General features: G+C 63.3%; 21 protein-coding genes and 2 pseudogenes. 8 read left to right on the forward strand and 15 right to left on the reverse strand.

Annotation, left to right across the window (positions count from 1 at the left end; translation table 11 throughout):
• Positions 1-133 (forward strand): annotated as a pseudogene (locus IVA78_RS13230) (IS5/IS1182 family transposase); the annotation flags it as partial.
• Between the two features lie 328 nt (positions 134-461).
• Here IVA78_RS13230 and ftsZ read toward each other — a convergent pair.
• The 6 genes and pseudogenes from ftsZ to rpmB all read right to left on the reverse strand — a co-directional run bounded on the left by ftsZ (position 462) and on the right by rpmB (position 6,053).
• A complete protein-coding gene (ftsZ, locus tag IVA78_RS13235) occupies positions 462-1,709 on the reverse strand; it encodes a cell division protein FtsZ (RefSeq protein ID WP_346275297.1) in 1,248 nt (415 codons plus the stop codon).
• A 52-nt stretch (positions 1,710-1,761) separates the two neighbouring features.
• Complete coding sequence (locus IVA78_RS13240; RefSeq protein WP_247465534.1) at positions 1,762-2,274, reverse strand: hypothetical protein; 513 nt, start codon at positions 2,272-2,274, stop codon at positions 1,762-1,764.
• A 124-nt stretch (positions 2,275-2,398) separates the two neighbouring features.
• Positions 2,399-2,582 (reverse strand): annotated as a pseudogene (locus tag IVA78_RS13245) (DUF2235 domain-containing protein); the annotation flags it as partial.
• A 244-nt stretch (positions 2,583-2,826) separates the two neighbouring features.
• Complete coding sequence (locus tag IVA78_RS13250) at positions 2,827-3,663, reverse strand: DUF3800 domain-containing protein (RefSeq protein ID WP_247465536.1); 837 nt, start codon at positions 3,661-3,663, stop codon at positions 2,827-2,829.
• Between the two features lie 26 nt (positions 3,664-3,689).
• Entirely contained in the window at positions 3,690-5,426 is a 1,737-nt protein-coding gene (locus IVA78_RS13255) for a retron Ec67 family RNA-directed DNA polymerase/endonuclease (protein ID WP_247465538.1), read from the reverse strand.
• A 321-nt stretch (positions 5,427-5,747) separates the two neighbouring features.
• Complete coding sequence (gene rpmB / locus IVA78_RS13260) at positions 5,748-6,053, reverse strand: 50S ribosomal protein L28 (protein ID WP_247276313.1); 306 nt, start codon at positions 6,051-6,053, stop codon at positions 5,748-5,750.
• Positions 6,054-6,626: 573 nt separating this feature from the next.
• Here rpmB and IVA78_RS13265 point away from each other — a divergent pair.
• From IVA78_RS13265 to IVA78_RS13285, 5 genes are all read left to right on the forward strand, one after another.
• Entirely contained in the window at positions 6,627-7,436 is an 810-nt protein-coding gene (locus tag IVA78_RS13265) for a DUF3108 domain-containing protein (protein WP_247465681.1), read from the forward strand.
• A 754-nt stretch (positions 7,437-8,190) separates the two neighbouring features.
• On the forward strand, positions 8,191-11,637 hold the full coding sequence (locus IVA78_RS13270) for a helicase-related protein (RefSeq protein WP_247465542.1): 3,447 nt from the start codon (positions 8,191-8,193) through the stop codon (positions 11,635-11,637).
• Positions 11,638-11,659: 22 nt separating this feature from the next.
• On the forward strand, positions 11,660-11,911 hold the full coding sequence (locus IVA78_RS13275) for a S4 domain-containing protein (protein ID WP_346275298.1): 252 nt from the start codon (positions 11,660-11,662) through the stop codon (positions 11,909-11,911).
• A 132-nt stretch (positions 11,912-12,043) separates the two neighbouring features.
• A complete protein-coding gene (fdxA, locus tag IVA78_RS13280) occupies positions 12,044-12,382 on the forward strand; it encodes a ferredoxin FdxA (protein ID WP_018643465.1) in 339 nt (112 codons plus the stop codon).
• 344 nt (positions 12,383-12,726) lie between these two features.
• Positions 12,727-13,539, forward strand: a complete 813-nt coding sequence (locus tag IVA78_RS13285) for a CarD family transcriptional regulator (RefSeq protein ID WP_247465548.1) — start codon at positions 12,727-12,729, stop codon at positions 13,537-13,539.
• Between the two features lie 87 nt (positions 13,540-13,626).
• On the opposite strand, the gene IVA78_RS13290 is transcribed toward IVA78_RS13285, so the two are convergent.
• Genes IVA78_RS13290 through cyoA form a run of 7 tightly spaced genes read right to left on the reverse strand, consistent with a single transcriptional unit; the run spans position 13,627 to position 20,572 of the window.
• Positions 13,627-14,160 (reverse strand): response regulator transcription factor, encoded by a 534-nt coding sequence (locus IVA78_RS13290; protein WP_247276317.1) that lies wholly within the window; start codon positions 14,158-14,160, stop codon positions 13,627-13,629.
• Positions 14,150-15,556, reverse strand: a complete 1,407-nt coding sequence (locus IVA78_RS13295; RefSeq protein WP_247465550.1) for an ATP-binding protein — start codon at positions 15,554-15,556, stop codon at positions 14,150-14,152. Before IVA78_RS13295 ends, IVA78_RS13290 begins: the two co-directional genes overlap by 11 nt.
• Positions 15,528-16,379 (reverse strand): SURF1 family protein, encoded by an 852-nt coding sequence (locus tag IVA78_RS13300; protein WP_247465553.1) that lies wholly within the window; start codon positions 16,377-16,379, stop codon positions 15,528-15,530. Before IVA78_RS13300 ends, IVA78_RS13295 begins: the two co-directional genes overlap by 29 nt.
• Before the next feature lie 13 nt (positions 16,380-16,392).
• Positions 16,393-16,773, reverse strand: a complete 381-nt coding sequence (gene cyoD, locus IVA78_RS13305; protein ID WP_247465556.1) for a cytochrome o ubiquinol oxidase subunit IV — start codon at positions 16,771-16,773, stop codon at positions 16,393-16,395.
• Positions 16,770-17,399, reverse strand: a complete 630-nt coding sequence (gene cyoC, locus IVA78_RS13310; protein ID WP_247276321.1) for a cytochrome o ubiquinol oxidase subunit III — start codon at positions 17,397-17,399, stop codon at positions 16,770-16,772. The genes cyoD and cyoC overlap by 4 nt, the downstream gene beginning before the upstream one ends.
• The gene (gene cyoB / locus IVA78_RS13315) at positions 17,400-19,397 is read right to left on the reverse strand and encodes a cytochrome o ubiquinol oxidase subunit I (RefSeq protein WP_247465574.1); all 1,998 of its coding nucleotides are present in this window, start codon (positions 19,395-19,397) and stop codon (positions 17,400-17,402) included.
• An 11-nt stretch (positions 19,398-19,408) separates the two neighbouring features.
• Positions 19,409-20,572 carry a ubiquinol oxidase subunit II gene (gene cyoA / locus IVA78_RS13320; protein WP_247465577.1) on the reverse strand — a complete coding sequence of 388 codons (1,164 nt, stop codon included), beginning with the start codon at positions 20,570-20,572 and terminating at the stop codon, positions 19,409-19,411.
• Between the two features lie 181 nt (positions 20,573-20,753).
• On the opposite strand from cyoA, the gene IVA78_RS13325 reads away from it, so the two are divergent.
• Positions 20,754-22,082 (forward strand): MFS transporter, encoded by a 1,329-nt coding sequence (locus IVA78_RS13325; RefSeq protein ID WP_247465580.1) that lies wholly within the window; start codon positions 20,754-20,756, stop codon positions 22,080-22,082.
• Between the two features lie 22 nt (positions 22,083-22,104).
• Here the strand turns inward: IVA78_RS13325 and IVA78_RS13330 are convergent, their stop codons facing one another.
• Both IVA78_RS13330 and IVA78_RS13335 read right to left on the reverse strand, forming a co-directional pair.
• On the reverse strand, positions 22,105-23,496 hold the full coding sequence (locus IVA78_RS13330; protein ID WP_247465684.1) for a M48 family metalloprotease: 1,392 nt from the start codon (positions 23,494-23,496) through the stop codon (positions 22,105-22,107).
• Positions 23,497-23,629: 133 nt separating this feature from the next.
• Positions 23,630-24,481, reverse strand: coding sequence for a thermonuclease family protein (locus IVA78_RS13335; protein ID WP_247465582.1), 852 nt, complete (start codon positions 24,479-24,481; stop codon positions 23,630-23,632).
• Positions 24,482-24,726: 245 nt separating this feature from the next.
• On the opposite strand from IVA78_RS13335, the gene IVA78_RS13340 reads away from it, so the two are divergent.
• The gene (locus IVA78_RS13340; RefSeq protein WP_247465585.1) at positions 24,727-25,932 is read left to right on the forward strand and encodes an ABC transporter substrate-binding protein; all 1,206 of its coding nucleotides are present in this window, start codon (positions 24,727-24,729) and stop codon (positions 25,930-25,932) included.
• Positions 25,933-25,980 lie beyond the last annotated feature (48 nt).

A 25,980-nucleotide genomic window follows, 5' to 3' on the forward strand; every position in this document is an offset into this window, starting at 1 on the left:
CGAGCGCACCTTTGCATGGTTCGGAAGATGCCGGCGCCTCTCCAAAGACTTCGAACGCTCTGCCGCTACCGAGCTCGCTTGGCTGCTCGCCGCCCATCTCAGGCTCCTAATTCGCCGTCTAGCCAGACCTTGATAGCGTCCACGCGCTTTTTGAGTCAGGCTCTCAGGATGAGGTCTCGTTTCGCGGCGAGCTATCAGACCCTCATGGTGAGGAGCCCGCCAAAGCCGGCGTCTCGAACCATGCAGGCCGAACTCATCCGGCAGCCTCCAACTGTCATATGCGATAGCCTTCTCCGCAAGCCGCTCCGTCATTCCGGGGTGCGCCTCTTGGCGCGAGCCCGAGAATCCATTGCTCAACAATCACCGCGGTTCGATGCATGCTCAGATGCGCCATGGCGCATCATAGCTCGCGATGTCGTCGCGCCTCGCGATGACGACCGTAACTCCCCTCCTGCCACCGCTCAGTTGGCGGCGCGGCGCAGGAAGGCCGGGATGTCGAGAACGGCCTCGTCGGGTGCATTGCGCGCAGCGCTGCGGCCGTAAGGATCGAGCGGCCGGTCGGCCGGCTGGCGTGCATGTTCCAGGCTCGGCCTTGCCGGCGGCCCCACCGGGTGGTGCAGCGGCGGGCTTTCCACTTGCGCAAGGGGCACACTGCGCTCGATGCGATCGGCGATACGGCGGCCGTCGTTGCGCAGCCTGCCGGCGAGCTGCGTGAGGGCGGTCTCCACCGGCTGCGCCTGCTGCGCCGGGTCGAGATTATCGATTCCGGTCGCCACCACCGAGACGCGGACGATGCCTTCGAGGCTGTCATCAAACGACGCGCCGACGATGATGTTGGCGTCCGGGTCGGCCTCGTCGCGAATGCGGGTCGCGGCTTCGTCGACCTCGTAAAGCATGAGATCCTTGCCGCCGGTGATGGAGATGATGAGGCCACTGGCGCGCTTGATCGAGGGATTCTCGATCAATGGATTGGAGATCGCGGCGACGGCGGCGGCAAGCACGCGCTTCTCGCCGGAAGCCTCGCCCCGTCCCATCATGGCCTTGCCCTTCTCCTTCATGACGGAGAGGACGTCGGCAAAATCGAGGTTGATCAGGCCTTCCTTGACGATGAGGTCGCTGATGCAGGCGACGCCCGAATAAAGCACCTGGTCGGCAAGGGCGAAGGCATCGGCGAATGTGGTCTTCTCGCTGGCCACCCGGAACAGGTTCTGGTTCGGGATGATCAGGAGCGTGTCGACCGTCTTCAGCAGCTCCTCGATGCCGGCTTCGGCAAAGCGCATGCGGCGCTGGCCCTCGAAGTAGAATGGCTTGGTGACCACGCCGATCGTGAGAATGCCAAGCTCGCGTGCGATCCTGGCGACGATGGGGGCAGCCCCGGTGCCGGTGCCGCCGCCCATGCCGGCGGTCACGAACACCATGTGCGCGCCGGTCAATTGATCGCGGATCGTATCGATCGCCTCTTCGGCTGCGGCGCGGCCCAATTCCGGCTGCGAGCCGGCGCCAAGGCCTGCGGTCACCTGTGTGCCGAGCTGGATCAGGCGCCTCGCCTTCGACATCGCCAGCGCCTGCGCGTCGGTGTTGGCGACCACGAACTCGACCCCTTGCAGCCCGGCCGTGATCATGTTGTTGACCGCATTGCCGCCGGCGCCGCCGACGCCGAACACGACAATGCGGGCCTTCATTTCGTGGATATCGGTGGTGCCAGTCATACTTCCCTCGTGATTGCTCCGGCAAGCCGGGGATGGAGATGAGTCTCGAGTGCTACCTGCGAGCCGCCCGGTCTGCTTGCACGATCGCAGCGGCCAGATGTCCCAATCGAAGCGCGGCTTGTCCCGCGATCGTGCCGCCCGCCCGGCGACCGGCCTGGAGAACCGCCACTTCGTCTTCCAGTCGTGCCGCCCACGCATTGGCGGCGGTCGTCTCGGCGGCCGCCTGCGTCAGCTCGACAGCCAGGCGATCGGCACGTTCGCGCTCGCGCTCGAACACTGCCCTGTAGGCGGTTGCGACGGCCTCGAGCCGCGCCACCTCCGCCTTGAAGGCCTGGATCTTGATGGCCTCGATCTTCGCCAGGGAGGCATCGATCGGGTCTGCCCGGCGGACGCGCCGTAGGCGGGGCGTGTAGCGGAGCTCGGCGAAATCAACCCTCACCAGGGCCTTGCCGTCCTCCGACCGCGAGCGCGGCAAATGGCGGCGTCGCGCAAGCGAACGCGCGGCCTCTCGGGAGATATCGAGGCGGGCACTGAGATCGGCATACGTCAACAATGCAACGCACATCGGCGCTTCTCCTGGAGCGAACCGGGACGGCATTTCGAGCTAATGATGGCTGGACGATTACCGCAGGCTAGGCTGCGTTGGTTAATGCACGGTTAACGCGCGAGGGGTGCTGTTTACGAGTGCCGGACACCGTGCCGGACGCCGGGATTGTCGGGCAGCATCTGCCGCGGCTGCGTCCTGTCGGTCTCGCGCGCAGGCAGCGATAGAGCTTCAGGAGGTTGGCGAGTTCTCCGAGATCTCGTTGCCGGGCCGTCACAGCAGATGACGAGGTTTTTCCGAGGCGGGTTTGGGTGCGTGCTCCACGGGATGTGCTTCCGGGTGATGCTGCCGGGGCGAGATAGCGGAAAGTTCGATCCTAGCTCGTGCGCAAAAGACGATTCGAATCAATGGGTTACTAAGCACTTGAAACAACAACAAGAATCCATTATATGAGCGTTGGCAGGCAACGCCGGATCAACCCCGAGTCACGCTTTGCGTGACAGCCGCATGGATGTCTCACCACGTTGGTGAGTCTGCAACTCCAGCGGTGTCCTCAGGGGCCGGGGGCCTGCCTCACTGTTTGTAAAGTTCGAATATTTTGCGCTGCTGCAAACCTGCTCGCTGCAAGTAACCGCTGGGCATTAGCTTGAGCCCATAGTCGAATATCTGACCGTCCGGCCTACGCGCCATCCGCGGCTTTAGCGCGAGTGCATATGAGTAATCCGGAGCGGGGCCATTTACCGATTGATAGAATGCTGAGGCGATTGTATCGCTCAATTGCAAACCGGCGCGTTCGCTACTGTCGTAGGCGGCAACCTGATTGATCGGATCGATAACTGACCATTTGAGATCGCCACGTTGCAGGTAGAGCTCTCCAGCCTGGGACTGCATTCGTAACCAATAAAGATAAGCTCGTAAATGAGCGTATCTTAACCCTCTTCGCCTGGCGAACTCGAGTCTCACGGTCCGAGGCTCGCCATAGTCTCTCAGTGCGCGGCGCTCGCAGTAGTCGGTTACGCGCTCAAGCAGCAGCCTCGTTATCCACCAGTAAAACCAAGTTCTGCCCGCAATAGCCGAGGTAGCTTCAGCCTTCTTATTTCGATAGCCGTGCATATTGGTCTTGTTTGAAATCACCGCAAAACAGCGGACTGGCAAGGTCGCGATGTTGGCGCAAACCAAGGTGCGCCTCCAATCGTCAAGTGGTTGAAAATGTAGAGTTCGGCGCTGTTCGAGGCGAATCTGTTTTAAGATGTCGCGAACCCAGACGGTCTCTCGCTGTGCTTCTGCTCGTACGACTAGTGCAGACAAGACGAACCACTCGCTTGCTCCTGCTGGATCAATAGGACGAACGCTAGCGACCCCATCGTCTCCTGACTCATCGATGTAAGCGACGTAAGAAACCTTGGGCATCAATGTGACCCACATAAGCGGCGTGGCTATCGAATGTCTTTTGAAGCGGGGGCGTAATCCTCGATCACTGCGACTATGCGGTCCAAGAGCATTTCGAATTTTGAAAAGTCAATATCGGCTGCTTGTGGCCGGATCACTTTCTCTGCGAAGTGAGCCTTGCCATATTTCCCCTCCTCATTGTGCTTCTTGTCCGGATCGAAGCTCTTTCCGCCGAGTAGGGTGTTGCGCACGGATGAATCGAAGAGGTCCTCAATGCAGGTCTTTGGATTTTGATCGGCCCCTTCCGGAGTCTTGATCAAATAGAGATTTGCAAAAATACGGTAGAAGGCTGCCTTGGATGTCAGGGAGACGTCGGCAATCCCGAGTTGCTTGGCAACGCCAAAAATCTCTTTTGCGCCGTCGTCGTTATCGATCAGGAGTATCACTGGGTGAGCAAGCGGTGCATGTTTGAACTCCTTAAGCAACTGCTTGTATCGAAGCATTAGAAATTTGAAATCTCCCGTACCTCCTCCAAGCTGAAGAACGTCGTGGACGGTGCTTGTGAAGTTAAGGAAGCTGACGCTTAGTCGGGGCTTGCTGCCTCGATCGATTGTAAGCTTTCCATGAAATGACGAGAGGCTTCGTATTGCGCACCTCAAGTAAATCGAATCGGTTTTCCCTTCGGTGATTATGAGCGGCTTTTCGAGGGCAACGAAGTTCTTGTAAAATAAGAACTTGTGAAAAAGTTTTCGCGTGGCCGTCGAGTTCTTCTTCTTTTCAGCGCCTTCTCGTCGATCGACGGTATCGCGTACATGATAAATGTAGCCAAGTCGGCCCTCAAGAAGACTGAGGGAGTTTGCAACCTGTTTAACTGCTGCGTCAGCCGCGTTTCCTCCCGCCAGTGCGGCGGGCCTCATTTCGTAGTAAGTTCCTTCCTTGAACAGCGCCGCGCACATCGAGCGAGTAGTTCGATAATACTCTGGCCGAACATTGACCTTTTCGTTGACTAACAGGCCAGTGGTTAGCTGACGTGATCCGCGCACCTGCATTCTGGTCTTTCGGGCGTGCACACGAAAACCGGCTCGTTCTATCTCTGAGACAAGAGATTGGCTCAGATCCCAATCGCCGGATTCTTGGTGTACCGCAAGTTCTGATGGGAAGGCTGTGCGATTTGTTGAGAAGGTGATGTCGTCAACGTAGCGTGAGTAAGTGCATTTGTGCTGGCGAGCGAATCGGACCAAGCGAATATCCAACAAACGGCCGACAATGTTTGACAAAACCGGTGAACACGGACTGCCCTGAGGCAGGCTGTTTTCGTGACATGCTATCTGAGCCACAACAGTTGCGACCTTTGGATCAAGTTCAAATCGCTTATCTCGTATCAGCACGCCACGTACGCGTCCGAAATTTATGCTCGGAAAGAATTGTTCTAGGTCGAGGTTCAATACATAACGCCGTCCCTTGTGGGCCGAGGCATTGGTAATGATGGATAGAGAAGGAACAAAGCCGTGCGAAATCGGCCGACGTCGCTCCCCTGCATTCTCTATTTCAACTAGGCAGCTGTTGAGCAGGTTGGCTAATCTTCGCTGCAAAGTTTTCAGATGCGGAATGGGAGCCTTGATCTCGCGCAACCCTCCGCTGCGCTTGGCTATCGCGAAGGTCGTGTACTTCGCAGAGTCGGGAATTTTGTAAAGAATGTAGGTGAGCCCTTGCGGTTGGTACCCCAACAGGCTCGCGACGTCGTCCAATGATTTGGATGTTTTTAGCTTGAGCAGCAGTGACACTCGGCCCCCTGTTATGAAGGGGCTTACAGGCACTCCTATGCGATCACCGAGCATTCACTGATCAAACACTCGTCGCATTTCGATTGCTCAGGAAGCAATCGAGATCTGGCATTTTTGTCTTATATCGCGATGCGCGATAACAACTCTGCCCGTAAGCCCCTGCCACTCATCTTGAACATATCTCGTTCAATCAGCAATTGAACTTTCAGCGCAGCTATCGATTCTACAACAAAAACGGCCGGATCTTCCGATCCGGCCGCAACGCAACTGTACTCGGCTAAGCCTACGCCACGCGACGCAACCTAGCCCCCGCCCGAACTCTTAGCTCGCCTTCTTCGCCGGCGCGTCGCCGACCTTCTTCTGGATGGCGCGCTTCAGCTCGAGGGCGCGCGGCGACAGGACGTCGGCGCTGGCCTTGAGCAGGAAGGCATCCAAGCCGCCATTGTGGTCGACGCTCTTGACCGCGTTGGTGGAGACGCGCAGGCGCACGTTGCGCTCCAGGGCTTCCGAGATGAACGTCACGTTGACGAGGTTCGGCAGGAAGCGGCGCTTGGTCTTGATGTTGGAGTGGCTGACCTTGTGGCCGACGAGGGGGCCCTTGGCCGTCAGTTCGCAGCGGCGAGACATGGTAGAAATCCTCAGGTTCGAGCCCCCAACGATTTGCGGCCGCCATTCGGGGCGCCACGGGGGCAAATTCTTTCGTCCTTGCAGGGAGCGGGCGGACGTATAGGGGGGAAGGGGCGAGACGTCAAGGCGACGGGCCGTTTTTGGCCCGTCGTCCCGGGGCGCGGGGAGCGCGAACCCGGGATCTCGCGCGGCACCCGCGGTGCGCTCCCTCCCCCGCGCGCGGGGGAGGGTTGGGGAGAGGGCTGTCTCCGCGGAGGGCAAGTCGCGACAGTGCCCCAGAGGAGAGAGCTCTCACCCGCGCTTCGCGCGACCTCTCCCGCAAGCGGGAGAGGTGACCGCGCCCGCGACCACACCTTCCCCGATCACCAAAACGGCAATGATCGGAACGCCTTACCATCACATAAAGGGCGTATTCGCGGCCGAAGAGTCCTGGGGAGTTCCGCCGCTTTTGGCGCCCAGCACATTGTTTGCCGCTGTTTTTGGCTTAACTAACAAGGCCTGACGGCCCCATTGGATGGCTTCGTGAATATCCTGACCTCTCATCCGCCGCGGCGGCGCGCCGGCCAGTTGGCCCTGGCGGCGTTCTGCGGCCTCGCCTTGGCGTGGGGGGCGGCGCCGGCAGCGGCGCAAGGCAAGCTCGAGGCGCAATATGAGGCGACGCTATCGGGCATTCCCGTCGGCAAGGGCGCCTGGAACATCGACATCCAGGACGACGTGTTCGCCGCCGCGGCCTCCGGCGGCACCACGGGGCTTTTGAAGTCGTTCGCGGGCGGCTCGGGCACCGGGGCCTCGCAGGGCCGCGTCGTCAACGGCGCACTGGTTGCGACCGGCTACCAGGCCTCCACCACCACCTCGAAGAAGACCGAAGAGATCCGCATCACGCTCGACAAGGGCAATGTGAAGGATTTTGCGATCCTGCCGGAGCCGCCGGTCGACCCCGATCGCATCGTCGTCACCGAAGCGCATCGCCGCGGCGTCTGGGATCCGATGACGGCTTCGCTGCTGCGCGTGCCCGGCAATGGCGATCCGGTGTCGCCGGAAGCCTGCCATAACAGCGCGCCCGTGTTCGACGGCCGCATGCGCTACGACTTGAAACTCGATTTCAAGCGCATGGAGAGCGTGAAGGCCGAGAAGGGATACAAGGGCCCGGTCGTGGTCTGCGCGCTCTATTTCGTGCCCGTGGCCGGCTACATCCCCGATCGGCCCGTGATCAAATACCTCGCCGCCCAGCGCAACATCGAGATCGCCTTCGCGCCGGTGGCGGGAACGCGCATCCTGGTCCCGTTCTGGCTGAAAGTGCCGACGCCCTTGGGGCCTGCGATGCTGGAAGCGACGAGCTTCATCACCTCCCCCCAGCCGCCACGCGTCGCCAAGACGCAGTAGCGCTTTCACCCTCCCCTGGAGGGGGAGGGTCGGCGCACATGAGCGCAGCGAAATGTGCGACGGGGTGGGGTGATCTCTCCCTACGGGCGCTGTGCCGGGCGGAAAGATCACCCCACCCCCTCGCGCTGCGCGCGATCGACCACGGGCGAGCTACGCTCGTCCCGGACCCCTCGAGTGGAGGGTAAGAACATATAAAATATCAATGACTTACCTACTGTGCATGGGGTTGTTTTCGAAAACTTTTGTTTTGGCAGGTCGGGGAACCTGGAATCCATTTGACTCCCGCCCGATTCTGATTCGACTCCCCGCCGTCCCCAGCTTTAAGGAATCCGTCATCAAATCGTCGCTTGTACGGCAGCCGGAGCCTTCATCTAGTGCGCACCTGTGGCGAGGCCCGCGACATGTTGCGTGAACGGAACGGGACGCAATCGGGAGTCAGCGATTCGGCCGCGATTCGTTCTAGAGTCGTTCCGAAGCTTAAGGCGAACGGGAAAAGCGTCGCAAAGTGAGACAGTTGCGCGGTTGGGAGGACTTGCTCCGCGTTCGCTGTCATCGCCCGGCTTGACCGGGCGATCCAGTACGCCGAGGCGGTCGTGGTTGAGCCGATGAGCCGCGGCGTAGTGTCATGCCGCGGTCAAGCCGGGGCATGACAGCGGAGCGCGTGGTGGGGTTCGGAGACATCGCTGACACCTGATCGCCTCATCGCCTCAAACAGCACTGACATTCGCCCAAATCGGCACTACCTATCTCCGGAATGGCTTTTTCTTCCTCCCCCTTCGCTTCCGAGCGTGCCCCCGGCGCCGGCGTCACCGCGGTGCTCGGGCCGACCAACACCGGCAAGACCCATCTCGCCATCGAGCGGATGCTCGCGCATCCCTCCGGCATGATCGGGCTGCCGCTGCGCCTGCTTGCGCGCGAGGTCTATAACAAGATCGCCGATCGCGCGGGGCCAGAGAGCGTCGCGCTCGTGACCGGCGAGGAGAAGATCAAGCCGAAGAAGCCGCGCTATTGGGTCTCGACCGTCGAGGCGATGCCGCGCGATCTCGACGTCTCCTTCCTCGCCATCGACGAGGTCCAGATCGCCTCCGACCTCGAACGCGGCCACGTCTTCACCGACCGCATCCTCAATCGCCGCGGCCGCGACGAGACGCTGCTCTTGGGCGCTGCGACGATGCGCCCGATCATCGAGCGCCTCTTGCCGGGCGTGTCCATGATCACGCGGCCGCGCCTGTCGCAGCTCGAATTCGCCGGCGACCGCAAGATCACGCGCCAGCCGCGCCGCACCGCCATCGTCGCCTTCTCCGCCGACGAGGTCTACGCCATTGCCGAGCTGATCCGCCGCCAGCATGGCGGCGCCGCCGTGGTGCTGGGCTCGCTCAGCCCTCGCACCCGCAACGCGCAGGTGGCGATGTTCCAGAACGGCGATGTCGACTATCTCGTCGCCACCGACGCGGTCGGCATGGGGCTCAATCTCGACGTCGACCACGTTGCCTTTGCCTCCGATCGCAAGTTCGACGGCTACCAGTTCCGCCGCCTGACGCCCTCGGAATTTGCGCAGATCGCCGGCCGCGCCGGCCGCGCCACGCGCAACGGCACCTTCGGCACCACCGGCCGCTGCGCGCCGTTCGAGCCCGAGCTCGTCAACGCGCTCCAGAACCACACCTTCGACGCCGTGAAGATGCTGCAATGGCGCAACTCGAAGCTGGATTTCTCCTCGCTCGGCGCGCTCCAGGTGTCGCTGAACCTGGCGCCAGGGCACGAGGCGCTGACGCGCGCCCCGATCGCCGAGGACATGCGCGTGCTCGACCACGCCGCCCGCGACGTCGATGTGCGCGATATCGCGCATGGCAAGGCGGCCGTGGAGCGCCTCTGGGAGGCCTGCCAGGTCCCCGATTACCGAAAGCTGTCGCCGGCCGCCCATGCCGAGCTGGTGACGACGCTGTACGGCTTCCTGATGCAGAAGGGATGCATCCCCGATAGCTGGTTTGCTGCCCAGGTCGATCAGGCGGACCGCGTCGATGGCGACATCGACACGCTGTCGGCCCGGATCGCGCAGATTCGCACCTGGACCTTCGTCGCCAACCGCCCGGATTGGCTGAAAGACCCCGAACGCTGGCAGGGGATCGCGCGCGAGGTCGAAAATAAATTATCGGATGCGCTCCATGAACGCTTGACTGAGCGTTTCGTTGATCGCCGGACCAGTGTATTGATGCGCCGCCTGCGGGAGAACACGAGCTTGAATACTGAAATCGGCAAGACCGGCGAAGTCATCGTCGAAGGCCACGTCATCGGCCGCCTCGACGGCTTCACCTTTGCACCGGACGCTGCGGAAGCCGGCTCCGATGCGAAAGCCTTGCAGGCTGCAGCGCAAGCGGTGCTCGCCGGCGAGATCAACGCGCGCGCCGAAAAGCTGGGCAATGCACCGGACGAGCAGTTCGTGCTGACCTCCGAAGGCATCATCCGCTGGACCGGCGATGCCGTGGCGCGCCTGTCCGCCGCAGACGACGCGCTGCATCCGCGCATCCGCATCATCTCGGACGAGAGATTGACTGGGGCGCCCCGCGAGAAGGTGCAGGCCCGGCTCGAGCTCTGGCTCAAGACGCATATCGAAAAGCTGCTCGGGCCGATGTTCGAGCTGTCGAAGGCCGAGGATGTCACCGGCATCGCCCGCGGCATCGCCTATCAGTTGGTCGAGGCGCTCGGCGTGCTGGAGCGGCCGAAGATCGCCAGCGAGCTGAAGGATCTCGACCAGTCCTCGCGCGCGGTCTTGCGCAAATATGGCGTCCGCTTCGGGGCCTATCACATCTATTTCCCCGGTCTGCTCAAGCCCGCCGCGCGCGCGCTCGCAGCGCTGCTCTGGGCGTTGAAGCAGGACAATGTCGATCTCTCCGCGCTGTCTGGCGCTCAGCATCTGGCATCTTCGGGCCGCACCTCGTTCCCGGTCGACAAGCAGCTGCCGCGCGATGCCTATCGCGTGCTCGGCTACAAGCAGGCCGGCGAGCGCGCCGTGCGCGTCGATATTTTGGAGCGGCTTGCCGATCTGATCCGCCCGGCGCTGGCTTGGCGCGAGAACTCGCCCGGCGAAAAGCCGGCCGGCGCGTTCGACGGCCGCGGTTTTGTGGTGACGCAGGCGATGACCTCGCTCACGGGATCCGCCGGCGAGGACTTTGCGTCGGTGCTGCGCGCGCTCGGCTATCGCATGGAGAAGCGTCCGCCGTTGCCGCCAAAGCCTGTGGTGACCGAGACGGTCGCGGCAGAGACGCCGCCTGTCGAGGGCAGCGCGGAGACGTCGACCGAGACCGCAGCGGAGGCCGTAGCGGGTCTGCCCGCAGAAGCATCCGCCAAAGCCGCTCCTGAAGCCGTCGCCGTCGAAGACGCCCCCGGCATGGAGCAGCGCGACGAGGGCGCGCACGAGCCAGAGCCTGCGCCGGAAGCTCCGCCTGAGGCTGCCGTCACGCCCGAAGATGCCCGCGGCATCGCGCCACCGGCGGAAGAGATTGCTGCGCCGGCAGAGGCTGCCGCAGAGGCTGCCGGCCTCGAAGCCGCTGCCGCCGAGACCGCGGCAACGGAAGCTGCTGCATCGCCTGATGCTGCCGCGCCTGAAGCCGTCGCGCCTGAGGCTGCCGCGCCTGAGGCTGCGGCGACGCCGGCCGAGCCCGAGCTCGTCGAGGTCTGGCGTCCCGGCGGCCGTCACGAGGATCGCAAGCCGCGCCACGAGCGCCATCGCCATCAGCGTCACCATCAGCCGCGTCCGCAAGCGGGCGCGGAAAGCACGGCCGCGCCCGGCGAAGCAGCCGAAGGCGCGAAGTCGGGTGAGCGCCATCGTCATGGTGGTGGTCATCGCCGCGACGGGGCCAAGGATTTTCGCAAGGGCCGCGAAGGTGGTGGAGACGGTGCGCCGCGTCCCGAGGGGCGTGACGACAGGAATCGCCGTTTCGAGGGCAAGGACCGCGACAACAAGGATCGCGATCGCAACCGCGACAACAAAGGCAAGTTCGGCGGCGATCGCGACAAGGGCCGCGACAACCGTGGCCGCGACCGCGACAAGGGCCGCGACCGCCGCGACCGCGAGTCCGGTCCGTCGCTGCGTCCCTATGCCTCCAGCGCGAATCCGCGCGAACGCGATCGTCCTGTTGATCCGAACTCGCCCTTCGCAAAGCTCGCAGCGCTGAAAGAGCAACTGGCGGAGCGCAAGGAGTAATCCTACGACCGAGCGGCAGCGCATCGACAAATGGCTGTGGCACGCCCGGGTGGTGAAGGCGCGCACCTCCGCCGCTGAGCTGGTCGTCACCGGCCACGTTCGCGTCAACGGCGCACGCGAGACATCGCCGGGGCATGCGATCAAGGCCGGCGACGTGCTCACCATCGCGCTCGATCGCACCGTGCGCGTCTTGAGGGTCATCGCCTTCAACGAGCGTCGCGGCGATGCCGCCTCGGCCCGCGTGCTCTACGAAGAACTCGGCGAGCGCAATTAATTGCGCGGTGCATTCATTTCTTGGCTGATCAAACGCACACAAGTGTCATGATCGGCCGTTCCCGACCTTGCGGCGCCCGGCCATCCGCGCTACGCAAGCCGCGACTTTTGAAAGAGCTTTTCGGAGCGTTGGATGACTTACGTCGTCACTGAAAACTGCATCAAGTGCAAGTACACCGACTGCGTCGAGGTCTGCCCGGTCGACTGCTTCTACGAGGGCGACAACATGCTCGTCATCCATCCCGACGAGTGCATCGATTGCGGCGTGTGCGAGCCGGAATGCCCCGCCGACGCCATCAAGCCGGACACGGAACCGGGCTTGGAAAAGTGGCTCCAAGTCAACGCCGACTACGCCAAGAGCTGGCCCAACATCACCCAGAAGAAAGAATCACCCGCCGACGCCAAGGAATTCGACGGCATGGAAGGCAAGTTCGAGAAATATTTTTCTCCGAACCCGGGCTCGGGAGACTAATTAGGGCCCAAACTTAACCCTAATAGCTGCGTTACCGCCGAAAACCAGCCCTGAAGACTCCTAAATCATTGATTTTTGCGGGAAATGTGCTATATTGGGCACATTAAGCCGAACCCCGTCAGCCCCGTTGGCCCCTCTGGGTTCCCGTGAAACCAAATGTCGAACAGGGGCGTGGCAGTTTCCGCGCGCAGGCTGTGTCACAGAAAACGCGTAAAAAGAGTACTTCAGCGAGGGCTTCCCATAAGGAGGCCAAAAAAGTCGCCGCGGCCAGCCGTAGCGCATCCAAGGGTCGGACCGCGACGAAGGCGCCGGCTGCAAAGTCCTCGAAGAACAAAAGAAGCGCAATGCCTAACAAGACTGCCAAATCGGCCGCGAAAGCGACCGTTGCCAAGCCTGCTGCTGCCAAGGCTCACCCGGCGAAGGCTCACGCTGCCAAGCCCGCCGCGCCGAAGGCTCCCGTTGCTGCTGCTGCTCATGCCAAGGCTCCTGCCGCTGCCAAGCCGGCCGCCAAGCCCGCTGCTGCGCCGAAGGTCGAGGAAAAGAAGGTCGTCACCCAGCGTCAGGGCTTTAAGGCCAACGAATTCGTCGTTTATCCCGCTCACGGCGTCGGCCAGATCCTGGCCATCGAGGAGCAGGAGATCGCCGGGGCCAAGCTCGAGCTGTTCGTCATCAACTTCATCAAGGACAAGATGACGCTGCGCGTTCCCACCGCCAAGGTCGCCAATGTCGGCATGCGCAAGCTGTCCGATCCGGCGCTGGTCAAGAAGGCGCTGGAGACGCTCAAAGGCCGCGCCCGCGTCAAGCGCACCATGTGGTCGCGCCGCGCCCAGGAATACGAAGCGAAGATCAATTCGGGCGACATCGTTGCGATCGCGGAAGTCGTGCGCGACCTCTACCGCTCGGAGTCGCAGCCGGAGCAGTCCTACAGCGAACGCCAGCTCTACGAAGCGGCGCTCGACCGTCTGTCCCGCGAGATCGCGGTGGTGCAGCACTCGACCGAGACCGAGGCGGTCAAGGAGATCGAGGCCCAGCTCGCCAAGAGCCCCCGCCGCAACGCCAAGGCGGAAGCCGCCGAGGGCGAAGCAGATACCGATGCAGAGGGCGATACCGACGACACCGATGGCGACGACACCACCGTCGCCGACGAGGCTGCGTAAGCAACCCGTCGTATCGATCGCAGCAGATCAAAAGCCCGGCCGTTCAGCCGGGCTTTTGTTTTGGCGGACGCTTGTCCGGACGACACCTTATTTCACCGGCCGTTTCTCCAGCTTCCGTGCCAGCGTCCGCCGATGCATGCCGAGCCTTCGTGCCGCTTCCGAGATGTTGAAATCCGTCTCGATCAGGGTCTGGTGGATGCGCTCCCATTCCAGCGTCTTGATCGATGTCGGTCGTGCATCGAGCGCGACCTCGGCGTTGCCTTCGGCCTTGTTGAAGGCGGCCTCGATGTCGTCGGTGTTCGACGGTTTTGCCAGGTAGTGGCAGGCTCCCAGCTTGATGGCCTCGACGGCGGTCGAAATGCTGGCAAAGCCGGTCAGCACCACGATCAGCATGTCGGGATCATGCGTGTGCAAGAGCTCGACGCAGGCAAGCCCGGAGGCGCCGCCGAGCTTGAGGTCGACCACGGCGTGGCCGAACGAGCGCTCCTCCAGCACTTGGCGTACCTCTTCGATCGAGGCGGCGAGCACGACCTCGTAGCCACGGCGCTCGAACGAGCGTTTCAGTGTGCGGGCGAAGCCGGCATCGTCCTCGACGACGATGAGCGAGCGGTCAGGCGTCAAAATTCCCTCCGATCGCGAGCGTTGCGAGCGGCAGCGTGAGACGAACGGTGGCGCCGCGCTTCCTGTGGTTCTCGGCGGTCACGCTGCCTCCTAATTTGCGCACCACGTTCACCACCAGGAACAGGCCGAGCCCGCCGCCGGCGCGGCCCTTGCTGGACTGATAGGGCTTTCCGAGCTGCGCCAGCATCTCCTGCGCAAAGCCCGGGCCGCGGTCGCTGATCGACAGCACGAGATTGTCGCCCTCGCGCTCGGCGACGAGCTCGACCCAATCGCGCGAGACCTCATAGGCGTTGTCGAGCACGTTGAAGATCACCTGCTTCAGCGCGATGTCGGAGACGATCGCGACGTCCTCGCCGAAGGTGTTGACGAAGTAGAGCGTCCGCGCCGAGCGCGCGTCGCGCCATTCCTCCACCAGCGCGGTGACGAACGCCGTCACCGTCGTCGGTGAGGAGCCTTCGCCGCGTGCTTCCCCTGCCGACACCAGGATGCCGGTGACGATCGACTTGCAGCGTTGCAGCGAGGTCTCCATCTCCGCGAGATCCTCGGCGAGCTCCTGATCGGCGGCGAGATCTGGCATGCGGCGCCAGTCGCTGAGGATCACCGAAAGCGAGGCGAGCGGGGTGCCGAGCTCGTGGGCCGCGCCGGAGGCGAGCAGGCCCATGCGCACGATGTGATCCTGCTCGGCCGCGTGCTGGCGCAGCGCCGCCAGATGCGCGTCGCGCTCGCGCAAATTCCTGTTGATGCGGGTGACGAACACCACCAGCAGCACGGCGTTGAGGACGAAGCCCAACAGCATGCCTGCTACGGTGAGGCTGTAGGTCTCGCTGATGGGATTTGGCGGCAGGTCGAGCGGCCTGTAGGCGAGCGTCAGCCACACGAAACTCGCGCAGGTCAGCGCAACCAGCGACCAGGTCGAGCGGGCGTCGAGCAGCACCGCGCCCAGCGTGACCTGGAGCAGGAACAGCGAGGTGAAGGGATTGGTGGCGCCGCCAGAGAGGTAGAGCTGCGCGGTCAGCGCGGCGACGTCGAGCATCAGCGCGACCAAAAGCTCGTTGTTGGTGATCGCCGCGCGATGGCGCACCCAGACCAGACTGGAGACGTTGAGCAGCACCAGCGCGCCGATCACCGCACCCATCCGTTCCAAGGGCAGGGGGATGCCAAGTCCGAAATGCACGGCGCCGATGGTCACGATCTGGCCGACCACCGCGGTCCAGCGCAGCTGGATCAGCAGCGCCATGTTCTTGCGGTTGGTCTCGTGGTCGGTGGGAGCAGTGCCGATCAGCTCGCCGCGCGCGTCCTCCTGCGATTGCAGCGTCACGGCCAGCTCGCCGCCATGGGCAAGCGTCCGGGGGCTCGACTTTGCGTCGTCAGGTCGGCTCGACGATCGTTCCAGCATCTGATCCCGTCCTGCGGGCAGCGGCGTCGGAGCCGCCGGCCGGTTCGTGGACGAAGCGTTTGCGGCGCAATAGCCCGCCGCCGAATGTGACGAAAAGTCGACCGGCTAGCATGAAAGCCAGGGCAAACCACGTCAGTGCGTAGATCAGGTGGTTATTGGGAAAGCGGATCACGGTCAATCCGCCGATCGGACCGCCGGCAATTTGTGATCCGGCGTCGGCATCCACGAAAAAGGGCGCGACCTCGTGGAGGCCGCGTGCCGCCGCGATCGCGGCGACATCCCGCGAGTACCAGCGGTTGTGCTGAGGCACGTTGTTCCTGAGGAATCCGCCCTTGCGCTCCGTGATGCGCAACAGACCCGTGATCTCAACCTCGCCGTCGGGATTGCCGTCCCGGCGCGTCGAGGCGTCGCGCCGCTCGGAGGGCACGAAGCCGCGGTTGATCAGGACCTGCGTGCCGTCGCTGCGCAGAAGCGGCGTCAGCACCCAATAGCCGGGGCCTTCCTCGGTGACGGCCTGCACCAGCGTCTCGCGGTCATGCAGGAAACGGCCGGTGAGGGTGACGTGCCTGTACTCGTCGTTCGCGGTGGAGATCGTGGGCCACGCAGCGGGCGAGGGAACCGGCTGGGTCGGGGCACGAACGCGCTGCTCGACCCGGTCGATCAGCGCCAGCTTCCAGGCGCGGCGTTCGACCTGCCAGATGCCCAGCGCGATCAGAACGGCAATCGCCGTGAGCGAGAGGACCGTGAGCCACAGGGAGGGGGATCGCGCAGCCTTGCCGCGCGTCCCGCCTGCCTTGTTCGTCCCGGTCCAGATCTTGCTCACGTCAGAGGCTCGCTCACTTCATTCCGCTCATCTGATGAATCGGCATCATGTTGCTGTTGAGGTGGTTCATCACCCACAGCGAACCGGAAAGCGCGATCACCACCATGACGATGGTGAAGATCAGCGCCATCATGCTCCAGCCGTTCTCCGACGTCGTATTCATGTGCAGGAAGTAGATCATGTGCACGACGATCTGCACGACTGCGAAGGCCATGATGAGCAGCGCGGTGATCTGCTTGCTCGGCAGCGCGCCGCTCATCACCAGCCAGAACGGGATCGCGGTGAGCACGACCGAGAGTACGAAGCCGAGCATATAGGTCGAGAACGTGCCGTGGGCGTGGCCGTCGCCATGGTGATGATTGTCGGCGTGCGCGGCGTGGCTATCGGTGTTCATCGCAGAACTCCCAGGAGATAGACGAAGGTGAAGACGCCGATCCAGACTACGTCGAGGAAGTGCCAGAACATCGACAGGCACATCAGGCGGCGGCGGTTGGCTTCGATCAGGCCGAACTTCCAGACCTGCACCATCAGCGTTACCAGCCAGATCAGGCCGCAGGAGACGTGCAGGCCGTGGGTGCCGACCAGGGTGAAGAAGGCGGATAGGAAGGCGCTGCGCTGCGGCGTGGCGCCCTCGTGGATCATGTGGGCGAACTCGGTGAGTTCGATGCCGATGAAGGCGAGGCCAAACAGGCCGGTGATCGCCAGCCAGATCTGCGTCTGGCCGACCTTGTTCTGCTGCATCGTCAGCATGGCGAAGCCGTAGGTGATCGACGACAGCAGCAGCATCGAGGTGTTCACCGCGACCAGATTCAGGTCGAACAGGTCCTTCGGCGCGGGACCGGCGGCATAGTTGCCGCCGAGCACGCCGAAGGTGGCGAACAGGATCGCGAAGATGAGGCAGTCGCTCATCAGATAGATCCAGAAGCCCAGCGCGGTGCTCCAGCCTTCCGGATGCGGGTGCTCGTCGGCGAGGTAGAAGATCGGCTCGCCGGATTGGGTGGGATTGATCGCGACAGTCATTTACTTGGCTCCGGCGAGCAGTTTGGTGCGCGCGTCCTCGGTCCGGATGACGTCTTCAGCCGGAATGTCGAAGTCGCGGTGATAGTTGAAGGTGTGACCGATACCGACGGCCAGCATCGCGATGAAGCTCACGGCGGCCAGCCACCAGATGTACCAGATCAGGCCGAACCCCATCGCGGTGGCAAGACCGGCGAGGATGATGCCGGTGCCGGTGCTGCTGGGCATGTGGATCGGCTTGAACCCGGTGAGCGGACGCTGGTAGCCGCGCTTTTTCATGTCCCACCACGCGTCGTTGTCGTGCACGACGGGCGTGAAGGCGAAGTTATAGTCCGGCGGGGGTGAAGAGGTCGCCCATTCCAGCGTGCGTGCATCCCAGGGATCGCCGGTGACGTCCTTGAGCTGCTCGCGCTTGAGGAAGCTCACCGCGAACTGCACCAGCATGCAGATGATACCGAGCAAGACGAGCCCGGCGCCGATCGCGGCGATGACGAACCAGATCTGGAGCGAGGGATCGTCGAACACGCGCAGGCGGCGGGTCACGCCCATTAGGCCGAGCACATAGAGCGGCATGAAGGCAAGATAGAAGCCGGTGACCCAGAACCAGAACGACAGCTTGCCCCAGAACGGATCGAGCTTGAAGCCGAACGCCTTCGGGAACCAGTAGCTGATGCCTGCGAACGCGCCGAACACCACGCCGCCGATGATCACATTATGGAAGTGCGCGATCAGGAACAGGCTGTTGTGCAGGACGAAGTCGGCCGGCGGTACCGCGAGCAGAACGCCGGTCATGCCGCCGATCACGAAGGTCAGCATGAAGGCAATGGTCCACATCATCGGTAGCTCGTAGCGGATGCGGCCGCGATACATCGTGAACAGCCAGTTGAACATCTTCGCCCCCGTCGGGATCGAGATGATCATCGTGGTGATGCCGAAGAACGAGTTGACGCTGGCGCCCGAGCCCATCGTGAAGAAGTGATGCAGCCAGACCAGGTACGACAGGATGGTGATGACGACCGTGGCGTAGACCATCGAGGTGTAGCCGAACAGCCGCTTGCCGGAGAAGGTCGAGGTGACTTCCGAGAAGATGCCGAAGGCGGGGAGAACCAGGATGTAGACCTCGGGGTGGCCCCAGATCCAGATCAGGTTCACGTACATCATCGGGCTGCCGCCGAAATCGTTCGTGAAGAAGTTGGTGCCGACGTAGCGGTCGAGCGAGAGCAGCGCGAGCACGACGGTGAGGACGGGGAAGGAGGCGACGATCAGGACGTTGGTGCAGAGCGAGGTCCAGGTGAACACCGGCATCCGCATCATGGTCATGCCCGGAGCTCGCAGCTTGACGATAGTACAGATCAGATTGATGCCGGATAGCGTCGTGCCGACGCCGGCGACCTGAAGCGCCCAGATGTAATAGTCGACGCCGACGTCGGGACTGTAGCCGATGTTCGACAGCGGCGGATAGGCCAGCCAGCCGGTGCGGGCGAATTCGCCGATGAACAGCGAGGCCATCACCAGCACTGCGCCGCCGACCGTCATCCAGAAGCTGAAATTGTTCAGGAACGGGAACGACACGTCGCGCGCGCCGATCTGGAGCGGCACGACGTAGTTCATCAGGCCGGTGACCAGCGGCATCGCCACGAAGAAGATCATGATCACGCCGTGGGCGGTGAAGACCTGGTCGTAGTGATGGGCGTTGAGATAGCCTTCGGAGCCGCCAAAGGCGAGCATCTGCTGGCCGCGCATCATCAGCGCGTCGGCGAAGCCGCGCAGCAGCATCACGATACCGAGGATCATGTACATGATGCCGATGCGCTTGTGGTCCACGGTGGTGAACCACTCGCGCCACAGATAGCCCCAGAGACGGAAATAGGTGAGGGCGCCGAGCAGCGCGGCGCCGCCGAGCGCGACCACCACGAAGGTGCCGACGACGATCGGCTCGTGCAGCGGCAGCGATTCGAAGCCGAGCCGGCCAAAGATGAGCTTGAGAAGATCAGGAGACATGCGGGATCTCTTTAAGAATCTGACTTCGGACGCTGTCCGAGGAAGAAGGACGAGGACTTCAGCGGCGTGAACGACGGCCGCTTCAGGCCGGCGCCGAGCAGCGGCGCGGTGTCGGTCGGCGCCTTGATCGACGCGGTGGTCGCGGCACCTTGCGGCGCATCCGGGGTGCAGGTGCCGGCAACGAAGCTCGGCTCCGGCCCAAGCGCCGTGCCGCGGCGGGCGTATTTGTCGTAGGCGAGCGGCAGAGTGTTGTTCAGGCCCTGATGGCCGGCTCCGCCCTTGGCGTCGATCGCCATCATCTCGCTCTGGCACATCTTGCCGGTCTCGACGCACATATTGAGGATCAGGCGGTAGAGATCGGAATCGATCGTGCTGTAGCGCCGGACCGGTTCGTTCTGACTGGGCTTTTCGAGCTGGAGATATTCGGCGCGGCCGAGCGAGCCGCCGGCCGACTTGGCGCTGGCGATCCAGGCATCAAAGCCCTTGTCGTCGAGGCCCTGGAAGTTGAAGTGCATGCCGGAGAAGCCGGCGCCGCTGTAATTCGCCGAAAAACCCTTGTAGGTGCCGGCGTGGTTGACGACGGCGTGGAGCTTGGTCTCCATGCCCGGCATCGCGTAGATCTGGCCGGCGAGCGCCGGGATGTAGAACGAGTTCATCACCGAGGATGCGGTGATGCGGAAGGTGATCGGACGGTCGACCGGAGCTGCGAGCTCGTTGACGGTGGCAATGCCGTAGTCCGGGTAGATGAAGAGCCATTTCCAGTCGAGCGCGACGACGTCGACCTCGAGCGGGGCCTTGGATTGATCCACGGCGCGTTCGGCATGGATGCGGCCAAGCGTGCGATAAGGGTCGAGCAGATGCGTTCCCATCCAGGTCAGCGCGCCCAGGCAGACGATGATCAAGAGCGGCGCCGACCAGATCACCAGCTCGAGCTTGGTCGAGTGGTCCCAATCCGGCTCGTAGCGAGCCTCAGTGTTGGACTGGCGGTAGCGCCAGGCGAACAGCACCGTCAGCGCCATCACGGGGACGACAATCAGGAGCATCAGGACGGTGGAGATGATGACGAGGTCGCGCTGCTGGGCAGCGATATCGCCGGCGGGCGCCAGCACGATGTAGTTGCAGCCACTGAGCGCAGCCGCCAGGGGTAGCAGCGCCAGAATCTTGAGACGGGACACGGGCCGAGCCTTTGAGAATGAGTTTCCTTTGCGGGGCCAACGGGTAGCTGCGGCGCAACAATCCTGACATTGGACAATTTGTCCAATGTTGCAGTGCGGAATGTTGGGTCAGAGAGGTCCAGATTGCCTGGCGTCCCGCCGGGCGGTTGGCTTTGGTTTTCAGGACGTTAAGGGCGCACGCATGGCGACGGCACAGACCCCCGCAATGGCAGACCTCCCCTCGGGCGAGCACGGCCACGACCAGGCCAGCCCCGGCGAGATCGCCATCGGCGTCATCATTGGCCGTACCTCGGAATTCTTCGACTTCTTCGTCTTCGCGATCGCCTCCGTGATCGTGTTCCCCCGCCTGGTGTTCCCGTTCGCGAGCGAACTGACGGGCACGCTCTATTCCTTCATGATCTTCGCGCTGGCCTTCATGGCCCGCCCCATCGGCACCGTCATTTTCATGACGATCGACCGCGGCTACGGCAAGACGGCCAAGCTGATCTCGGCGCTTTTCCTGCTCGGCACCGCTACCGTCGCGATCGCGTTCCTGCCGGGCTATCACGAGATCGGCGTTGCCGCGATCTGGCTGCTGGCGCTGGCGCGTATCGCGCAGGGTTTGGCCTGGGGCGGCGCATGGGACGGTCTCGCCTCGCTGCTGGCGCTGAATGCGCCGCCCTCCAAGCGTGGCTGGTACGCAATGGTGCCGCAGCTAGGGGCCCCGCTCGGGCTGATCGTGGCGAGCGCGCTGTTCGCCTATTTCGCCGGCAACCTCTCGGCCGACGATTTCTTCGACTGGGGCTGGCGCTATCCGTTCTTCGTCGCCTTCGCCATCAACGTCGTGGCGCTGTTCGCCCGCCTGCGCATGGTGACGACCGAGGAATATGCTTCGCTGTTCGAGACTCGCGAATTGCAGCCGGCGCGCATCTCAGACACCGTCGCGCGCGAAGGTCAGAACATCATGCTCGGTGCGTTCGCGCCGCTGGCGAGCTTCGCGCTGTTCCACATGGTGACGGTGTTTCCGCTGTCCTGGGTGTTCCTGTTCACCCGCGAAAGCCCGGTGCGCTTCCTGATCATCGAAATCGTTGCTGCCGTGTTCGGCGTCGCCGCGATCGTGATCTCCGGCATCATCGCCGACCGTGTCGGCCGCAAGTCGCTGCTGATGGGATCGGCGATCGCGATCGCGATCTATAGCGGCTTCGCCCCGCAGCTGCTCGACGCTGGTGCGTTCGGCGAGACCATCTACATGGTGATCGGCTTCATCCTGCTCGGCCTGTCCTTCGGCCAGTCCTCGGGCGCGATCGCCTCGAACTTCAAGCAGACGTACCGTTACACGGCGTCCGCACTGACGTCGGATATGGCCTGGCTGTTCGGCGCCGGCTTCGCGCCGCTGGTGGCGCTTTTGCTTGCCACCAATCTCGGCGTCATCGCCTCGGGTGCGTACCTGTTGTCGGGCGCGTTCTGGACCCTGCTCGCGCTCTGGCTCAGCGGCCAGCGCGAGGCCGGCGACATGGACGCGGGGCGGTAGCCATCCGGGCTACGCGTCGACGTCAATCCGCGACGATCTTCACCCGATCACGCACCTTCACCTGGGCGGTGCGATCGAGGCCGTTGAGCACGCGGAAACGCTCGGCGGGATGGTCGACGCCGGCCATGCGATGGGAGAGCGATTCCACGGTGTCGCCGGGCTGCACCGTGATGACCTTGATCCGTAGCGGGCGCGCGGCCTGGATCTCCTCGAGCGTCAGGCGGCGGAATGAATTGACGGTCTCGCGCGCGTTGCGGTCGCTCTCGGTCGACTTCTGCCTGGCCGCGAAGATGAAGCGGTAGACGTCGCTGCCGAAGCGCAAAGCATAGACCTTGAACCGCCACTGATCGCCCTTGGCGGTGGCGGATGCCGCCGGAAAGCCGTTGATGGTGAGATCCTCGGTGGACGCCTTCTCGACACCTTCCATCCAGCCGGAGTTCAGGTAATCGCCGAGCGACTGCTCGGCGGGCACGCGCACCACGTCGAAGCGCATCGCCTGCGAGCCGCCCTCGCGCACGCCGATCACCGCCTGCGCGGTGTTGTCGAGCGTGAAATTGTCCGGCGCCTGGAAGGTAAAGCCGAGCTTGGGATGCAGGAACCTGCGGCCGCGGACAAAACCTTCACTGGGGTCTTCGCCATAGACGAGATTGTCGATCGCGGCGAGATAGGTCTCGCGGTCGCGCTCGGCGCCTTCGGGCGCTGCATATTGTCGCGCGATTGTCTGCGCATTCTGCACGCGCTCCGGGGTAGCCGGATGCGACGAGGTGAAATCCTGCGCGCGCGGATCGAGCGAGCTTTTCCCGGCCTTCAGCTCGGCATTGCGCTCCATCGCCGAGAGGAAGCGCGCCGCACCGTAAGGGTCAAAATGCGCGCGCGCGGAAATGCCGACGCCGATGCCGTCGGCCTCGATCTCCTGCTTGCGCGAGAAGCTCGCCATGGTGAGCTTGGTCTTGGCGAGCGCGAGCGCGGTCAGATCTGGATCGTTGCTCATGTCGGTGACGACACGGGTGACGATCGCGGCTTGGCGCGCCTGGTCCTCGCGCATCGCGGCGTGCTTGGACAGGACATGTGCCATCTCGTGGCTGAGCACGGAGGACAATTCCGAGGTGTCGCTGGCGAGCGCGAGCAGGCCCCGCGTGACGTAGAGCTGGCCGTTCGGCAGTGCGAACGCATTCACCGCGCCGGAATTGAGGATGGTGACCTTGTAGCCCTGATCGGGGCGATCGGAGGCGGCGACCAGCCGGTCGACGGTCTTGCTGACGAGCGATTCCAGCCGCGGATCGTCATAGGTGCCGCCATAGCTCGCCAGGATGCGCTCGTGCTCCTTCTCGGTGGCCGGCGTCTGCGCGACGGCGGGCTTCGGCTTGGGCATCGCGACAGCCGGTGGGGTCGCGGCGGCCTGGAACCTGCCCATGTCGCCGCAGCCGGCGAGAAGCCCGCCCAGAACAAGGCACAGCGCGGCCGGCGCAGCCCGCAGGCGGCGGCCATCACCTCGTTCGTGCCGTTCTAGCACCCCATTCACGTCGCTTAACCCGTGCCCGGCCCTTTTAGGGCCTTACCCCTGTCGGCTCGTTTGCGCCCAGCAACTCGACCTGTCCCACGAGGCGTATATCGATACGCGGCCCCGTATTCCCTTCAACCCAGCCCCGAACGCGAATACGTCGATTCTCCAAGGACTTGAGGGTAATTCCGGCGTTTTCGAATGCCGGCAGCGTGCGCCTTGAAATAGTCGCCGCAAAGTCCCGTGTCCAGTTTCGTCCGAAGTTGAGGTAGGTCATTGCCCCAGCTTGCCGGACCGACAGGACTTTGCCCTCGACCACCATAAAACGCCCAATCCCTGCCAAAATATCGTCCGGACTTTCCGCGTTTTTTATGGCCGACGGATCAGCCCAGCTGCCCATTTTTTGGCGCCGCGCCTCGGCTTCCGACGCCATCAGGGCGGCCGCGCAGTCCTTGTCCGTGATCTCGGCGGAGACGATGGCATCGCCTTGGGCGAGCAGCGTCGTCTGCACCGGGGTGTCGCTTTCGCCAGCGAACACAAAAGCGCCTTGCCGGCCGTAGCGGTCAGGTGTGTCGTCGGTGCCGCGCAGGGCCACGTCGCGGCCGGCGAGCAGCGACGTCAGGGCCTGCTTTGTCGTCGCCGTCGTCTCGATGCCGATCAGGCGGATTTCACGGCCATCGTCGAGACGCACGCTGCGCGCATCGACGATGGCCGCGACGCGGCCTTCGCCCTGAGACTCGAATTGGCATGGGCTCGCGGATGCGCTGTGACCCGCGACGAGAAGAAGTGCGACGATGAGGTGAAGGCGTGGCGTCACGTGACCCGGAGAGGTTGTATTGCGTGCCAAGCTTAGCTCATGCGTAGTGGCTCGCGAAGAGGCTTCCTCATACTCCGTCATTGCGGGCGTAGCGAAGCAATCCAGAGTCCCTCCGCGGAAAGATTCTGGATTGCTTCGCTACGCTCGCAATGACGTGGAGACATTTGTCCGCGCCTCACCATTCCGCTTTGCGGAAAACACACGCGGCAATCGTGCGCACGCAACGTACCTTCGCTTGCTGCGCTCTCGCGCATACGGCATGATTGCAGCAACACCAATAGCCAAGCCGCCATCAGAGCACGGCACGATAAGGGAGGTCTGTTTCGATGAAGCATATTCTGACGGGCATTTTTGCTGCCGCGTTTGCCCTCAGCGCGAGCGCCGTGCAGGCCCAGGACAAGCCGCCGCTCAAGATCGGCGGCATCCTCGACATGTCGAGCCTCTATGCGGACATCACCGGCCCCGGCAGCGAGACCGCGGCCAAGATGGCTGTCGAGGACTTTGGCGGCGAGGTGCTGGGACGCAAGATCCAGGTGCTGGCGGCCGACCATCTCAACAAGGCCGATCTGTCCGCCAACATCGCCCGCGACATGCTCGACAACCAGGGCGTCGAGATGATCTACGACGTCGCGGCCTCGGCGACCGCGCTCGCCGCCGGAGAGATCGCGAAAGCGCGCAACAAGATCATCATCTTCAACGGCCCGGGCTCGATCCGCCTCAGCAACGAAGCCTGCGGTCCCTATACCGTGCACTACGTGTTCGACACGTTCGCCCAGGCCAACGTGACCGGCCTTGCCGCGGTCAAATCGGGCCTCGACACCTGGTTCTTCCTCACCGCCGATTATGCCTTCGGCCAGGATCTGGAGAAGGATACCAGCAACGTCGTCACCAAGACCGGTGGCAAGGTGCTCGGCAGCGTGCGTCATCCGCTCAACACCTCGGATTTCTCGTCGTTCCTGCTGCAGGCGCAGGCCTCGAAGGCCAAGGTGATTGGGCTCGCCAATGCCGGCGGCGACACCGTCAACGCCATCAAGCAATCGGCGGAGTTCGGCATCATGAAGGGCGGCCAGAAGCTGTCGCCGCTGCTCGCCTTCGTCACCGACATCGACTCGATCGGGCTTGAGACCGCGCAGGGCCTGCTGCTGGCCGAAGCGTTCTACTGGGACATGAACGACGAGACGCGCGCCTTCTCGAAGCGCTTCCGGGAACGCGTGAAGCGGCCGCCGACCTCGGCGCAGGCCGGCGTCTATTCCTCCGTCACGCATTACCTGAAAGCGGTGAAGGCAGCCGGCACGACCGACGCTGCGGCGGTCATGAAGGTGATGAAGGAGACGCCGATCAATGACTTCTTCGCCAAGGGTGGCAAGATCCGCGAGGACGGCCGCATGATCCATGACATGTACCTGTTCGAGGTGAAGAAGCCGTCGGAATCCAAGGGCCGCTGGGACGATTACAAGCTGCTCGCCACAGTCCCCGGCAACGAGGCGTTCCAGTCGCTGGAGCAGTCGCGCTGCCCGCTGGTGAAGAAATGACAGCGTGACGAACTCGCAACGTCATCGCGAGCGAAGCGACGAAGCAAT

The organism is Bradyrhizobium sp. 137, from assembly GCF_023074095.1.
Taxonomy (GTDB): Bacteria; Pseudomonadota; Alphaproteobacteria; order Rhizobiales; family Xanthobacteraceae; genus Bradyrhizobium.